A 13,926-nucleotide genomic window follows, 5' to 3' on the forward strand; every position below is an offset into this window, starting at 1 on the left:
CACCTCTCGTCGCCCAGCCTGGGCGCGAGGAGAGGGAGACCCATGACGTGGAGGCGGACCGCTGCGGCGGTGGTGGCCGGGACGACGACGGCGCTGGCCCTGGTGGCGTGCGGCGAGGAGGGCGCGGGCGTGGACGGCGCCGCGGAGCCCGGCGCGACGACCGCGACGGCGTGCACGGCCGGCGAGCCGACCTACGGGGAGACCGACGAGGAGGTCGCGGCCCAGGAGGTCGACGACGAGGCCCTCGTCGTCTACTCGGGCCGCAACGAGGACCTCGTCGGGCCGGCCCTCGAGCAGTTCACGGCGTCCACCGGCATCGAGGTCTCCGTCCGCTACGGCGGCACCCCCGGCATCACCGCGCAGCTGCTCGAGGAGGGCGACGCCTCGCCCGCCGACGTCGTCATCACCCAGGACGCCGGGGCCTTCGGCGCGCTGCACCAGGCCGGCTGCCTCGCCCCCCTCCCCGCCGCGACGACCGAGCGCGTCGCCGAGGAGTTCCGCGCCGACGGCGGGGACTGGGCCCCGCTCACCGGGCGCGCGCGTGTCGTCTCCTACAACACGGACCTCGTCACGCCGGACGAGGTGCCGACGACGCTCGAGGAGCTGGTCGACCCCGCGGTGGCGAGCCGGCTCGGCGTGGCGCCGACGAACGCCTCGTTCCTCGCCTTCGTCACGGCCGTCCGCGTCCTCGAGGGCGACGAGGCCGCGGAGGACCTGCTGACGGGCCTCGCCGAGGGCGGCGCGCAGACCTTCGAGGGCAACGGCGACCTCGTGGAGGCCGTGGCCGACGGGCGCGTGGACATGGGCCTGCTCAACCACTACTACCTCTACGAGCTGCAGGCGGAGCGCGGCGCCGACCAGGTGCCGGTCGTCAACGCCTACGCCGAGGACGGCGGGCCGCTGAGCCTCGTCAACGTCAGCGGCGCGGCGGTGCACACGAGCACCGACCGGGCCGACGACGCCCTCGCCCTCGTCGACCACCTCCTGTCGGACGAGGCGCAGGCCTACTTCGCGCAGGAGACCAACGAGTACCCGATGGTCGACGGCGCGCCCGAGCCCGCGGACGCCCCGCAGCTCGCCGACGTCCGCGCCCCGGCCCTCGACCTCGACGACCTGGCCTCCCTCCGGGAGACCCAGGCCCTCGTCGACGCCTCGGGCCTGTCCTGACGACCGACCTCCGGCCCGCCCCGGCCGACCACCGCCCGGCGCGCCGCGGGGACCTCCCGCGGCGCGCCGGGCGTCGGCGCGCGGGGGCAGGCCGCCCGCCGGCGCTCCTGCTCGTCCCGTCGCTCGTCGCGGCCGCCCTGACCCTCCTGCCGCTGACGTACCTGCTCGTGCTCGCGAGCCGGGCGGACCCCGCGGTGCTGGGCGCCGTCCTCGCCCGGCCCCGGACGCTGGAGCTGCTGCTCGTCACGGTGGCGCTGGCCGCCGTCGTCACCGCGGCGTGCCTCGTCGTCGGGGTGGGGACGGCCTGGCTGCTCGAGCGCACCGACCTGCGCGGGCGCCGCGCCTGGGCCGTCCTCGCCGTCCTCCCGCTGGCCGTGCCGTCCTACGTCATGGCCTACACGTGGGTCTCCGCCCTGCCCGGGACGGCGGGCTTCGGCGGCGCCGCGCTCGTCCTCACCCTGTCCTGCAGCCCGTACGTCGTCCTGCCGGTGGCGGCCTCGCTGCGGGGGCTCGACCCGGCGCCCGAGGAGGCGGCCCGCTCGCTGGGCCTCGGTCCCGGGGCGGTGGCGCTGCGCGTCGTGCTGCCGCAGGTGCGTCCTGCCGCCGCGTCCGGCGGGCTGCTCGTCGCCGTCTACGTGCTCTCCGACTTCGGTGCCGTCGCGATCATGCGGCAGGAGACGCTGACCCGGAGCATCGCCACAGGGCTCGGGTCCAGCTTCGACCGCACGCCGGCGGTCGTCCTCTCCCTCCTGCTCGTGGCGCTCACCGTCCTCGTCGTCACCGGCGAGTCGCGCTCGCGCGCCGGCACCCGCTACGCGCGCCTGGGGCCCGGCAGCGCGCGGACCGCCCGCCCGGCCCGGCTCGGACGAGCCGGCGCTCCTGCCGCGGCCGCGCTGGGCCTCGTCGCCGCCGCCGGCCTCGGCCTGCCGCTGGCCAGCATCGTCGGGTGGCTCGTGGTGGGTCGCTCGGGCGGCCTCGACGGCGAGCGGCTGCTCGCCGCGCTCGGCGGGTCGGTCGGCCTCGCGGTCGGCGGCGCCGTCCTCACGACGCTCGCCGCCCTGCCCGTGGGGGTGCTGCTGGCCCGGCGCGGCGGCCGGCTCGCCCGCCTCCTCGAGGCCGCGGTGTTCACCGGCCACGGGGTGCCCTCCGTCGTCGTCGCGCTCTCCCTCGTCTTCCTCACCGTCCGCTACCTCCCGGCGGTCTACCTCACGGCGCCTGTCGTCGTCGTGGCCTACGCCGTCCTCTTCCTGCCCATGGCCGTGGGAGCGGTGCGGGCGTCCGTCGCGCAGTCGGCGCCGGTCCTGGAGGACGTGGCCCGCTCGCTCGGCCGACGTCCCGAACAGGTGCTGCGCGAGGTCACCGTGCCGTTGGCCGCGCCCGGTGTCGCCGCCGGCGCCGCCCTCGTCCTGCTCTCCGGCATGAAGGAGCTGACGGCCACGCTCATGCTCCATCCCACGGGCACGACCACCCTGGCGCTCGCGCTGTGGGACGAGACGGCGACCCGGTCCTACGCGGCCGCCGCCCCCTACGCCGCGGCGGTCGTCCTCGTCTCCGCGCTGCCCGCGCTGCTGCTCGGCCAGCACGGGCGACGGCGCGCCGGGCCCCCTGCGGGCACCGCACCCGGCCCGTCCGGGGGTGCGGCGTGAGGGACGCCCTCGTCGTCACGGCCGCCCGGCGCCGGCTCGGCGGGCGGGAGGTGCTGCGCGGGCTCGACCTCGCCGTCGCCCGCGGCGAGGTCGCCGCCGTGCTCGGCGCGTCCGGGTGCGGCAAGACGACGCTGCTGCGGGTCGTGGCGGGCTTCGAGCCGCTCGACGCCGGCACGGTCGCGGTCGCGGGCGCGGTCGTCACGGCACCCGGCCGCCGCACCGCTCCCGAGCGCCGCGCGGTGGGCTACGTCCCGCAGGAGGGGGCGCTGTTCCCGCACCTCTCGGTCGGCCGCAACGTCGGCTTCGGGCTCGGCCGCGGCCGGGGTGGCCGTGCCGCCCGCGAGCGCGTCGCCCACGTCCTCGAGCTCGTCGGCCTGCCCGGCGCCGCGGACGCCGCGCCCCACGAGCTGTCCGGGGGGCAGCAGCAGCGCGTGGCGGTCGCACGTGCCCTCGCCCCCCGCCCCGCGCTCGTCCTCCTCGACGAGCCCTTCTCCGCGCTCGACGCGGGCCTGCGCGAGGAGGTGCGCGGCGTCGTCCGCGCGGCCCTGCGGGCCGACGGGGCCACCGCCGTGCTCGTCACGCACGACCGGGAGGAAGCACTCGGCTGGGCGGACCACCTCGCCGTCATGGTCGACGGCGCCGTGGCGCAGAGCGGAACGCCGGAGCAGGTGCACGGGCAGCCGGCGTCGCCGGTCGTCGCCCGCTTCCTCGGGGCCGGGGCGCTGCTGCCCGCGGTGCTCGACCGGGGGCGCGCCCGGACGTCGGCGGGCGTGCTCGAGGCGCGCGGCGCCGTCGTCGACGGACCGGCGACGGTGCTCGTCCGTGCCGACCAGGTCGTCGTCCACGCGGCGGACGACGCCGCCGCCCGCGGCGTGCCCGCCACCGTGGTCGGGCAGCGCTTCCGGGGCGCCGACGCGCTCGTCACCGCCCGGCCGGCCTCCGGCCCGCCGCTCGACGCCGTCGTGCCGCCCGGGGCCGCCGCTGCGCCGGGCAGTCGCGTCCGGGTGGAGGTACGGGGGGCCGTCCTCGTCTGGCCGGACCCCGCGGCAGGCAGCGGGCGCTGAGGCGCCTCAGCGCCGGACGGTGCTCATGTCCGGGTAGCGCTCGCCCGCGGTGGCGCCGACGGGCAGCACGGCCTCGAGCCGGTCGAGCTCCTCGCGCGTCAGGACGACGTCGACGGCGCCGACGTTCTCCGCGAGGTAGGTGCGGCGCTTGGTGCCGGGGATGGGCACGACGTCGGGCCCCTTCGCCAGGAGCCACGTGAGCGCGACCTGACCGGCCGTGGCTCCCTTCGCCTCCGCGAGCGCGCGGACCTCGTCGACGAGCTCGAGGTTGCGCGTCATGTTCTCGCCCTGGAAGCGCGGGTTCGCCCGGCGGAAGTCGTCCTCCGCCAGGTCGTCCGTGCTGCGGATCGCGCCGGAGAGGAAGCCGCGCCCGAGCGGCGAGTAGGGCACGAAGCCGATGCCGAGCTCCCGCGTCGTCGCGAGCACGCCGTCCTCCTCGACGTCGCGCGTCCACAGCGACCACTCCGTCTGGAGGGCCGTGACGGGGTGGGTGGCGTGCGCCCGACGGATCGTCTCCGGCGCCGCCTCGCTGATGCCGAGGTGGCGGACCTTGCCGGCCTGCACCAGCTCGGCCATGGCGCCCCAGGTGTCCTCGACGGGCACGGAGGTGTCGACGCGGTGCTGGTAGTAGAGGTCGATGACGTCGACGCCGAGCCGTCGCAGGCTCGCGTCGCAGGCCGAGCGCACGTACTCCGGGCGGCCGTTGACGCGGCGCCCGCCGTCGGGCAGGAGCTCGTTGCCGAACTTGGTGGCGAGGACCACCTCGTCCCGCCGGGAGGCGATCGCCCGGCCGACGAGCTCCTCGTTGGTGAAGGGCCCGTACATGTCGGCGGTGTCGAGGAAGGTCACGCCGGCGTCGAGCGCGGCGTGGAGCGTCGCCGTCGACTCGGTCTCGTCGAGCGCGCCGTAGAAGGCGCTCATGCCCATGCAGCCCAGCCCGAGGGCGGAGACGGTGAGCTCGGTGCCGTTCGCGGCGCTGCCGAGCGTGCGGGTGGGGAGGGTGTCAGCCATGCCCACCAGCCTGCGCCGCCCCGGTCGGACCAGCGCGGCGAGAAGGTCGTCGCCCGATCGGGTCGGTCCGGGGCGGGGGGCTGACGGACGAGGCCTCGTGCGGGGACCATCGCGCAGCGGGCGTGCGCCCGGCCCGGAGGAGGACGACCGATGACCGACCTGCAGGCGCCCGCGCCGGCCGCCGCCGCCGCGGACCTCCCGGCCCGTCCGCGCCGGCGCCGACGCCTCGTGGCGGGGCTCGTCGTCGCCGGGCTCGCCGCGGCGGCGGTGACGGCAGGGCTCGTGACGGGGGTCGTGGGGCCGAGCCGGCTGGTGGAGGGGGGCTCGTGGGCCGTCCGCGTCGCCCCCGTCGCGCCCGCGGGCCCCGGCGACTACTCGGGCTACGTCGACGGCGCGGTGGAGGAGGCGGCCAACGTCTACGGGAGCGAGTACCTCGTCCGCCCCGTCGACGGGCAGTGGCTGGACCTCACCGTGTCGCTCGAGAACGACTCACCCGTCCCCGTCCGCGTGACGGGCGTGCAGACCGTCTTCGGCGTCGACGGGCCGCTGGACGTCGTGGACGACGTCCAGGTCGCCGTCCCGGTCGACGAGCTGGGTCCCGACGACGCATGGCGTCCTCTCGGCGAGGGCCTCACCGTCCCGCCGGGCACCTCGTGGCGCGTCCGGGTCGTCGGCCGCTTCGACACGGCCTGCGACGACGGCCCGTCCGTCATGACCGACGGTCACGTCGGCACCGACCAGGTGGTGGACGTCGACTACTCCGTCCTCGGCGTCCCGCGCCACACCTCGCCGACGATGTCGTGGACCGCCACGATGGTGGGCCCCTTCACGCTCGGCTGTTGACACCGGCCGAGGTGGCTGCACGACGACGCGCTCTACCGCGTCCTCGTGCAGCCACCTCGCTCGCCGTGGCCCGCGCGGGCGGACTCAGTCGTCGGCGTGCGTCTCGCGGTACCGCCGGAAAGGCGCCTGCGGGTCGTCGACCTCGCCCTGGCTCATCGGCAGCGCCCGCTCCGCCTCCGGCCGGGCGTACTCGTCGTAGAAGGTGGCGAGGGAGAAGTACCGGCCGCCGTCCTCGTAGTGCTCGCCCTCCTGCTCGCGCGTCGCCGCGAAGACGACCCGCTCCGGTGCCGCGTAGTAGAGGGCGCCGAGGCACATGGGGCAGGGCGAGGCGGTGACGAAGACGTCGCAGCCCGTGAGCTCGCGGCGGCCCGCCGCGGCCAGCGCCCGCAGGGCGGTGATCTCCGCGTGCGCCGTCACGTCGCCGCTCTGGACGACCTGGTTGGTGCTCTCCTGCAGCACCTCGCCCGTCGACCGCTCGACGACGACGCACGCGAAGGGCTTCCCGCCGTCCTCGACGTTGTCGAGCGCGAGCGCGACGGAGCGGGCGAGGTGGGTGGCGTCGGAGCCGGCGTCGGGCGAGGTCGTCATGGCCGGATCCTCACGCCGCCGCGAGGGCCCCGCCCGTCAGACCTTGCCCTTGAGCAGGCGGTGCCAGTAGACGACCGGCAGCCCGTAGCGGTCGAGGAGCCAGGTGAGGCGGCGGGGCTTGAAGCGCCCGACGACGGGGACGTGGCGGGGCCGCGGGCCCGTGCGGTCGCGCTCGACGAGCACCAGGCGCCGGTGGCTCGTCGTCACCGGCATGACGGTGAAGCCGTCGTACCGGTGCAGCCTCTTGCCCTTCGCCGCGGCCGTGAGGTTCTTGGCCAGGACGTCGACCTGCTTCCGCAGCCCGCCGCCCGACGAGCTGGTCTCCAGGGCGGCCACGTCGCCGATCGACCAGACGGCGTCGGAGGCGCGCGAGCGCAGCGTCTCCGGGTCCACGTCGACCTGCCCCGCGGGCGCCCCGAGGCCGGCGTCGGTGACCCAGCGCGGCCCGCGGTAGTGCGGCACGACGTGGGCGTGCGCGAGGTCGTCGAGCCGCACGGTGCCGGTCGGCGTCGTCAGCTCGACGGAGCGCAGGACGGGGTCGACGCGCGCCACCCGGGTGTGCCGCAGGACGCGGACCCCGTACCGCTCGAACATCTTCTCGAGGCGGGCGTCCGCCTTCGGCACCTCGGTGACGTGCTCGCCGGGCAGGGCGAGGACGACCTCGAGGTCGTCGAGGACGCCCGCGCGGCGCCAGGCGTCGCAGGCCATGAGCAGCGGCTTGAGGGCGGTGGCCGCGCACGGCGCCGGCTCCGGCGGCACGGTGAAGAGGACGGTGCCCGAGCGGATCCCGCTTAGCGCCGGCCAGACGAGCGGCGCGGCGGAGGGCACGTACGTCGAGGTGGCCCAGCCCGCCGAGTACGCGGACTGCAGGCCCGGGGTGTCGTCCCAGTCCTCCTGCGTGCCGGGGCAGACCACGAGCGTCGTGTACCGGAGGCGCCGGCCGCGCCCCGTCGTGACCGTGCGGGTCGCGGTGTCGACCGCCGCGACGGCGTCCTTCACCCAGCGGACGCCGTCGGGGACGACCTTCCCCATCGGCTTCTCCAGCGAGCGCATCCTCACCTCGCCGGCGCCGACGTAGTTCATCAGCGGGCGGTACCGGTGGACGGGCGAGGGCTCGACGAGGACGACGTCGCGCCACCCGTCCCTCAGCAGCCTCGCCGCCAGCGAGATGCCGGCGTTGCCACCACCCACGACGACGACCTCGGCGGGCTCGGGCAGGACGGCGGTGGCGGGGAGGGGCACCTGCCGACCATCGCCGCGCGCGAGAGGGGGCGCCACCCGTGGGGGCTCAGCCCAGCGCGTCGACGACGACCTCGGTCGCGGCGGCGAGCAGGGCGTCGTCGTACGCCGCGTCCTCGCCCGCGTCACGGCGGTCGGACATCAGCGCGAGGACCAGCGGCGCCCGGTCCGGCGGGCGGACGACGGCGACGACGTCCCGGGTGCCGTACGCGGCAGCGCCGGACTTGTCGGCGACCACCCACCCGTCGGGCACGCCGGCGCGGACGAGCGCCGACGTCGTCGTCGTCCCGCGCAGCCAGGTGTCGAGCAGCTCGCGGTCGTCCACCGCGAGCGCGTCGCCGAGCAGCACCCGCTCGAGGGTGCCCGCGAGCGCCCGCGGGGTGCTCGTGTCCCGCTCGTCGCCCGGACCGACGTCGTTGAGGCCGGGCTCGGGACGGTCGGCGCGGGTGGTCGTGTCGCCGAGGTCGCGGAGCCAGTCCTGCAGCGCCGCGGGCCCGCCCAGCTCGTCGTAGAGGAGGTTGGCGGCGGTGTTGTCGCTGTCCTGCGCGGCGGCGCGGGCGACCTCCCGGAGCGGGAGACCGTCGTCGACGTGCTGCTCGGTGACGGGTGAGGAGGTGACCAGGTCGCCCGTCCCCCACGTGACGACGCGGTCGAGGTCGGCGTCGCCGTCGAGGACGGCGGCCGCGGAGAAGGCCTTGAGCGTCGAGGCCGCGGCGAAGCGCTCGTCCGCCCGGTGCTCGACCACCGCGCCCGACCCGGTGTCGAGCGCCATGACCCCGAGACGGGCGTCGAAGTCCTCCTCCAGCGCGGCGAGGCGCTCCGCCACCTGCGGGTCGGCGGCGGGCGGCGACGGCGGCACCTCGGCACCCGGCGAGGCGGTCGACGACGACGGCGGCGTGGCCGGCGGGTCGGCCGGACCCGTGGTTGTCGGCTCCGCCCCGCACCCGGCGAGCAGGAGCGCTGCGACGACGACGAGCGGGAGGGAGCGGGTCACCGCCCGGACGCTACGAGGGGCCGGGCCCACGCCTCACCACGGCACCACCCCTGCGTCCTCGAAGAAGCCGCCGGTCGGGCCGCCGTCCGGCAGCGTCGCGAGCCGGACCGGCGTCGCCGCCCCCTCCTGAGGGCTGCGGGTCCCACGGTGGCTGTTGAGGTCGGTGGCCACGAAGCCCGGGCACGCCGCGTTGACGAGGACGCCGGTGCCCTCGAGCTCGTGGACGTACTGGAGCATCACCGCGTTGAGGAAGGTCTTGCTGGGCGCGTAGGCGACGGCGACCGGGCCGGTGACGAGCTCCCCGCCGCCCGCCGCCTGCCGGGCCAGCGAGCCGACGCCGCTGGACACCAGGACGACGCGCGGGGACGCGGAGCGCCGCAGCAGCGGCAGCACGGCGTTCGTCACCCGGATCACGCCCAGCACGTTGGTCTCCACGACGGCGCGGACGACGTCGAGGTCCACGGTGCTCGGCCGCTGCTCCGGCCCGCCGGTGATGCCCGCGTTGTTGACGAGGGCGTCGAGCCGGCCGTACCGGTCCTCGAGGAGGGCCGCGGCCGCCCTCACGCTCGCGTCGTCGGTCACGTCGAGCGGGACGCCGAACGCCTCGACGCCGCTTGCCCGCAGCCGCGTCACCGCCGCCTCCCGCCGCGCGTCGTCCCGCGCCCCGACGCCGACGGCGTGCCCGAGGGCGCCGAGGCCCGCCGCGACCTCGTACCCGATCCCCTTGTTGGCGCCCGTGACGAGGGCCACCTTCTGCTGCTCGCTCATGCCCCGAGCCTGCGTCCCTGGGCCGGTCACGGTCCAAGACCACCGCGGTCGTCCTCGATACCGCAGGGGTATCGACGCCGGTCGGGAGGCGTAGCGTCGTCGCCGTGGAGTCCCGGGAGCTGCGCTACTTCGTCGCCGTCGCCGAGGAGCTCCACGTCGGGCGCGCCGCCGAGCGGCTGGGCATGGCGCAGCCCCCGCTGTCCCGGGCGGTCGCGCAGCTGGAGCGCCGTCTGGGCGTCACCCTGCTCGACCGCAGCCGCCCCCTGCGGCTCACCGACGCGGGGGCGGTGCTGCTGCGCGAGGGGCGCGCCGCGCTCGACGCCCTCGAGGCCGCCGAGCAGCGCACCCGCCGGGCGGCGCCGACGCCGGCCGGTGCCCCCGGCATCGCGATCGCCGTCAAGGCCGGCGCGTCCGACGAGCTCCTCGCCAAGCTGCTCGACGCCTACGCCGCCGAACCGGGGGCGGTCCCCGTCGAGGTCGTCCTCTGCGGGCCCGCCCAGCAGGCACGGCTCCTGCGGACGGGTCGGGTGGACGTCGCCCTCCTCCACCCGCCGATCGACGACGTCGAGGGCCTCGACACCGAGGTCCTGCACGAGGAGGGCCAGGTCGCGCTGCTGCCCGCCGGCCACCCGCTGAGCACGCGGGCGGCGGTGACGACGGCGGAGGTCGGGGACCTGCCGGGGCTGCCCGCGCCGCGGTGGCCCCGGGCCGACGGGACCTACCCCGACGGCCCGGGCCCCGAGGTGCACGACCACGCCCAGCTGCTGCAGCTCGTCGCGCTCGGGCGGACGACCGTCGTCGTGCCCGACCAGGTGCGCGGGCAGCTGCGCGGCGGTGTCGCGGCCATCCCGGTGACGGACGCGCCGCGCGTCACGACCGTCGTCGCCTGGCCGCCGCACAGCCGGTCGCTGCCCGTGGCGCGGCTCGTGACCACCGCGCTGCGGCTGTGACCGGCTGCGCGGCAGCGGCTCACCAGTCGAGCGGTCCGTGCCGGTCGCTGTAGGTGCCGGTGGGGCCGTCGATGCCGACGGTCGCCATCCGGACGATGACCTCTGCGCCCTCCTCCACGGTCTGCGGGCCGCTGTTCCCGTTGAACTCGGTGGCGGTGTACCCGGGGTCGACGCAGTTGACGCGCAGGTCGGGCAGGGCCGCCGCCCACTGGCTCGTGAGCATGTTGAGCGCCGCCTTCGACGACGTGTACGCCGGCGCCTGGAACGAGCTCTCCACCCGGCCGGGCTCGGAGGTGACGGCGTGCGAGCCGAGCCCGCTGGAGACGTTGACGACGACGCCGGCCGACGAGCGGCGCAGCAGCGGCAGGAAGGCGTGGAGGACCCGGACGGGGCCGAGGACGTTGACGGCGAAGACCTCCTCGACGTCCGCAGCGGTCACCTCGGGGGTCGGACGCGCCGTCCCGGGGATGCCGGCGTTGTTGACGAGGACGTCGAGCGACCCGCCCGTGACGGCGCCGACCTCCTCCGCGGCCCGGGCGACGGTCGCGTCGTCCGTCACGTCGAGCTGCACGAAGCGGGCGCCGAGCGCGTCGGCGGCCTCGCGGCCCCGGTCGGCGTCGCGCGCGCCGACCCACACGTCGTGGCCGAGCCCGCGCAGCTGCCGCGCGGCCTCCCGGCCGAGTCCCTTGTTGGCACCGGTGATGAGGATGGATGACATGACGACCACGCTGCGCCCCCGCCCGGCCCCGCACAACGGGTCGGTCGGGGGTACCACCGCGGGTCCCACCCTCGCGGGCACCGCCCGGCCCGTCGGGGCGCCGCGCGACGACCTCGCGGCGTGCCTGCGCGCCTGGCGCGAGCGCCTCTCCCCCGAGTCCGCCGGGCTGCCCGCCGCCCCGCTGCGCCGGGCGCGCGGCCTGCGGCGCGAGGAGGTCGCGTCCCTGGCCGGCATCTCCGTCAACTACCTCGTGCGCCTGGAGCAGGGACGGGCCCAGGCGCCGTCGGCGTCCGTCGTCGCGGCGCTGGCCGCGGCGCTGCGACTCGATCCCGACGAGTCCGAGCACCTGCACCGGCTCACCGGGCTCGCCGTCCCGACGCCGCGCGTCGCCGGCCGCGAGGTGACGCCGTCGCTGCGGCGGCTCGTCGACCGCTTCGCCGACGTGCCGCTCATCGTCGTCGACGCCGCGTGGGGCGTCGTGGCCGGCAACCCGCTGGCCGCCGTCTTCCTCGGCACGGACCCCGTCGGGGAGAACGCCGCGCGCCGCCAGTTCCTCGGCCCGCCGCTGGTGCGCCGGGCCGCCGTCGAGGACGCCGCCTTCGAGCGCGACGTCGTCGGCGAGCTGCACCGCCAGGCCGTCCGCCACCCCGACGACGCGGGGGTCCGCGCCGTCGTCGCCGAGCTCCGCGAGCACTCGCCGCGCTTCGCGGCGCTCTGGGCCGAGCGGCCCGTCGGCCTCCACGCCTCGTCCCGCAAGACCTTCGACCACCCCGCCGTCGGCACGGTGACCGTCGACTGCGACGTCCTCGAGGCCCGCGGCACCGACCTCCGCGTCGTCGTCTGGACCGCGGCGCCCGGCACGGCGGACGCCGCGGCGATGGACCGGATGCGGGAGCTGGCAGCGGCGAGCAGCGCGTGGACCGCCGCCGACGGGACGGCCCAGGACCTGTCCCGTGGTCAGGACGGGTCGACGACCGGGACGTCGAAGGGGCGCGTCGCGACCCCGGTCCCGTAGGGCCGCAGCTCGGCGAGCAGGGCCACGTCCTCGACCAGGCGGCCCACGCGGGTGCGCCACCCCCGCAGACGCGTCCGCGGGCCGGCAGGGCCGAAGAGCGCGACGCCGAGCGCCCGCGCGGCGGGGTCGTGCCGGACGGGCGCCACGAGCCCGGGGTGCCCCGCCGCCCGCAGCGCCCGCGCCCACCGCTGGGGCAGCGCGTACGCGCTGCCGGCGAAGAGGTCCGCCGTGACGCCGTGGCGGCGGGCGCCTGCGGCGTGGAGGTCCGCGAGGGCCAGCGACGTCCCGGTGCGCTCCGCGGTCACCATCCGACGGCGCTCGACGTCCTCCCGGTCGACGAGGCCCGTGCCGCGGAAGACCTCGAGCCAGGCGCCGCTGCGTCGGTCGGCGAGGTAGCAGGTGCCCTCGGGGGGCGGGAGGTCGTACCGACCACCGCCGTCGGACGGGTCGCTCGAGAAGAAGAACGGCTCGCGGGCACGACCGTCCCTTCCCCGGGCCCGGACGACCCGGTGGAGGACGTCCCCGCTCCGCACCTCGCGGGTGGGGAAGCCGTCCAGCGACGGCGGTGGCGACGTCGCCGGCATCAGGCGGCCAGCGCCCGCGCCCACGCCCTCGCGGAGGCCACGGCCGCGGCGACGTCGCCCTCCCGCAGGCGCTGGACGGGCGTGTCCCCGTCGAGGTCCGGCTGGGCGGAGACGAACCAGGACGCCACCGTCCACCGCGACACCAGGTCCTCCGGCAGCTCCCGGAGGACGCCGTCGACCCCGGCAAGGGGTGCGCCGCCGACGAGCTGGAAGCGCGGGTAGACCACGCGCCCCGACCCCGTGGTCAGGGCGAGGAGGCCTCGCCGCTTGCTGACGGCCTGCCGGGAGACGGGCCGGCCGTCCCGCGCGAGCACCGTCCGCAGGCCGTCGACGTCGTAGAAGCCGCCGAGGTGGTCGGTCCAGCGCTCCGCCGAGCCGAGCACGTGGTCGACGGCCTCCGCGGCCGCCACCCCGGGGTCGTCGATGCGGTCGAGCACCGTCCCTGCCGGGTCGCGCAGCAGCAGCTCGCCGAGCACCCGCTCGAGGAAGGACCGCTGCACGGCCGACGCCCGGCCGAGATCGGCACCCTCGTGAGCCACCGCGTGCGTCATCGAGCACCTCGTCCGGTCGTGGGGACCCCCATGCTCGGCCGCGCCTGTCAACCCTGTCAACCCCGGAGCCTCAGCCCCACCCCTCGCCGAAGACCACCTCGCCGGGCGGCGGGAGCACCCCGTCCACCGGGTCGCCGAGGAAGGGGTCGAGCACCTCGTCGTCGTGCTCCGGCTCGGGTGCGGCCGGCGGGTCGGGCCGCAGGAGGACCCGTGCCCCGTGGAGGACCTCCAGGCCGTCGACCTCGTACCAGGGCTCGCCCTGCTCGTGCAGGAGCGCCTGGACGGCCATGGCCGGGCCGTCCACCGCGACGGCGGTGTCGGCGTCGTCCTCCTCGGGGCGCATCCGGCGGTGGGCGGCGCGGCCGGCGGCGACGAGGGCGTCGCCGTCCACGACGCCCAGGTCCCAGCGGCTCACGACGCTGATGGCGTCGGAGATCTCGACCGATCCCTCGTCCTCCTCGTCCTCGTCGTCCTCGAGGTGGTCGAGGTCGGCGTCGAGCGGCAGGACGTAGGCGCCGGTGTGGTCGGCGGCCCGCTCCTGCCAGTCGACGGCGGCCCGCGACACGGCGTCCGCGAGGGCGAAGAAGGCCGGCATCTCCGCCGACCCGCCGTGCATCCCCGCCGCGCCCTCGACGAAGCGGTCGAGCTCGGCGGTCAGCGCGGCCGTGGCCTCGCGCAGCCGGCGGGCGCTCTCGGGCGAGTACTGCTCCACGTGGTCGTCCATGCCGAGGAGGGTGCCGTGCGGAGGGGCCGCGGGCGACGGAGTTGCCGCGCAGGCGCCCGTCGGG

At 77.1% G+C, this 13,926-nt stretch carries 15 protein-coding genes; 6 read left to right on the forward strand and 9 right to left on the reverse strand.

Features of this window, described 5'->3' with window-relative positions; genetic code table 11:
• Window positions 1-42: 42 nt before the first annotated feature.
• The 3 genes from EDC03_RS05475 (at window position 43) to EDC03_RS05485 (ending at window position 3,877) form a co-directional block, all read left to right on the forward strand.
• Window positions 43-1,167 carry an extracellular solute-binding protein gene (locus tag EDC03_RS05475; RefSeq protein ID WP_123379171.1) on the forward strand — a complete coding sequence of 375 codons (1,125 nt, stop codon included), beginning with the start codon at window positions 43-45 and terminating at the stop codon, window positions 1,165-1,167.
• 167 nt (window positions 1,168-1,334) lie between these two features.
• Entirely contained in the window at window positions 1,335-2,813 is a 1,479-nt protein-coding gene (locus EDC03_RS05480; protein WP_241967039.1) for an ABC transporter permease, read from the forward strand.
• Complete coding sequence (locus EDC03_RS05485) at window positions 2,810-3,877, forward strand: ABC transporter ATP-binding protein (protein WP_123379172.1); 1,068 nt, start codon at window positions 2,810-2,812, stop codon at window positions 3,875-3,877. The genes EDC03_RS05480 and EDC03_RS05485 overlap by 4 nt, the downstream gene beginning before the upstream one ends.
• 6 nt (window positions 3,878-3,883) lie before the next feature.
• Here the strand turns inward: EDC03_RS05485 and EDC03_RS05490 are convergent, their stop codons facing one another.
• Window positions 3,884-4,888 carry an aldo/keto reductase gene (locus EDC03_RS05490; protein WP_123379316.1) on the reverse strand — a complete coding sequence of 335 codons (1,005 nt, stop codon included), beginning with the start codon at window positions 4,886-4,888 and terminating at the stop codon, window positions 3,884-3,886.
• Between the two features lie 150 nt (window positions 4,889-5,038).
• Here EDC03_RS05490 and EDC03_RS17510 point away from each other — a divergent pair, with 150 nt between their 5' ends.
• On the forward strand, window positions 5,039-5,731 hold the full coding sequence (locus EDC03_RS17510) for a hypothetical protein (RefSeq protein ID WP_158674209.1): 693 nt from the start codon (window positions 5,039-5,041) through the stop codon (window positions 5,729-5,731).
• Between the two features lie 84 nt (window positions 5,732-5,815).
• On the opposite strand, the gene EDC03_RS05500 is transcribed toward EDC03_RS17510, so the two are convergent.
• From EDC03_RS05500 to EDC03_RS05515, 4 genes are read right to left on the reverse strand one after another with little or no spacing between them, the layout of a single operon-like run.
• Window positions 5,816-6,319, reverse strand: coding sequence for a nucleoside deaminase (locus EDC03_RS05500; RefSeq protein ID WP_123379173.1), 504 nt, complete (start codon window positions 6,317-6,319; stop codon window positions 5,816-5,818).
• A gap of 36 nt (window positions 6,320-6,355) precedes the next feature.
• Window positions 6,356-7,561 carry an FAD-dependent oxidoreductase gene (locus EDC03_RS05505; RefSeq protein WP_199719953.1) on the reverse strand — a complete coding sequence of 402 codons (1,206 nt, stop codon included), beginning with the start codon at window positions 7,559-7,561 and terminating at the stop codon, window positions 6,356-6,358.
• A 46-nt stretch (window positions 7,562-7,607) separates the two neighbouring features.
• Window positions 7,608-8,552, reverse strand: coding sequence for a class A beta-lactamase (bla, locus tag EDC03_RS05510; protein ID WP_123379174.1), 945 nt, complete (start codon window positions 8,550-8,552; stop codon window positions 7,608-7,610).
• 33 nt (window positions 8,553-8,585) lie between these two features.
• The gene (locus EDC03_RS05515) at window positions 8,586-9,320 is read right to left on the reverse strand and encodes an SDR family oxidoreductase (protein WP_123379318.1); all 735 of its coding nucleotides are present in this window, start codon (window positions 9,318-9,320) and stop codon (window positions 8,586-8,588) included.
• 104 nt (window positions 9,321-9,424) lie between these two features.
• Here EDC03_RS05515 and EDC03_RS05520 point away from each other — a divergent pair, with 104 nt between their 5' ends.
• Window positions 9,425-10,270: a LysR family transcriptional regulator gene (locus EDC03_RS05520; RefSeq protein ID WP_123379175.1), complete on the forward strand. Its 846-nt coding sequence runs from the start codon at window positions 9,425-9,427 to the stop codon at window positions 10,268-10,270.
• Window positions 10,271-10,289: 19 nt separating this feature from the next.
• Here EDC03_RS05520 and EDC03_RS05525 read toward each other — a convergent pair whose 3' ends face one another.
• Window positions 10,290-10,988 (reverse strand): SDR family NAD(P)-dependent oxidoreductase, encoded by a 699-nt coding sequence (locus tag EDC03_RS05525; RefSeq protein ID WP_123379319.1) that lies wholly within the window; start codon window positions 10,986-10,988, stop codon window positions 10,290-10,292.
• Between EDC03_RS05525 and EDC03_RS05530 the strand changes: the two genes are divergently transcribed.
• Window positions 10,987-12,003, forward strand: a complete 1,017-nt coding sequence (locus EDC03_RS05530) for a helix-turn-helix domain-containing protein (protein WP_123379176.1) — start codon at window positions 10,987-10,989, stop codon at window positions 12,001-12,003. The two genes, EDC03_RS05525 and EDC03_RS05530, sit on opposite strands and share 2 nt — an antisense overlap.
• On the opposite strand, the gene EDC03_RS05535 is transcribed toward EDC03_RS05530, so the two are convergent.
• The 3 genes from EDC03_RS05535 to EDC03_RS05545 all read right to left on the reverse strand — a co-directional run bounded on the left by EDC03_RS05535 (window position 11,946) and on the right by EDC03_RS05545 (window position 13,862).
• Entirely contained in the window at window positions 11,946-12,587 is a 642-nt protein-coding gene (locus EDC03_RS05535) for an RES family NAD+ phosphorylase (protein WP_148058015.1), read from the reverse strand. The genes EDC03_RS05530 and EDC03_RS05535 overlap by 58 nt on opposite strands.
• A complete protein-coding gene (locus EDC03_RS05540) occupies window positions 12,587-13,138 on the reverse strand; it encodes a hypothetical protein (RefSeq protein WP_123379178.1) in 552 nt (183 codons plus the stop codon). Before EDC03_RS05540 ends, EDC03_RS05535 begins: the two co-directional genes overlap by 1 nt.
• A gap of 70 nt (window positions 13,139-13,208) precedes the next feature.
• Complete coding sequence (locus tag EDC03_RS05545; RefSeq protein WP_148058016.1) at window positions 13,209-13,862, reverse strand: hypothetical protein; 654 nt, start codon at window positions 13,860-13,862, stop codon at window positions 13,209-13,211.
• Window positions 13,863-13,926: the final 64 nt, after the last annotated feature.

The sequence above is a fragment of the Pseudokineococcus lusitanus genome (assembly GCF_003751265.1).
GTDB lineage: Bacteria > Actinomycetota > Actinomycetes > Actinomycetales > Quadrisphaeraceae > Pseudokineococcus > Pseudokineococcus lusitanus.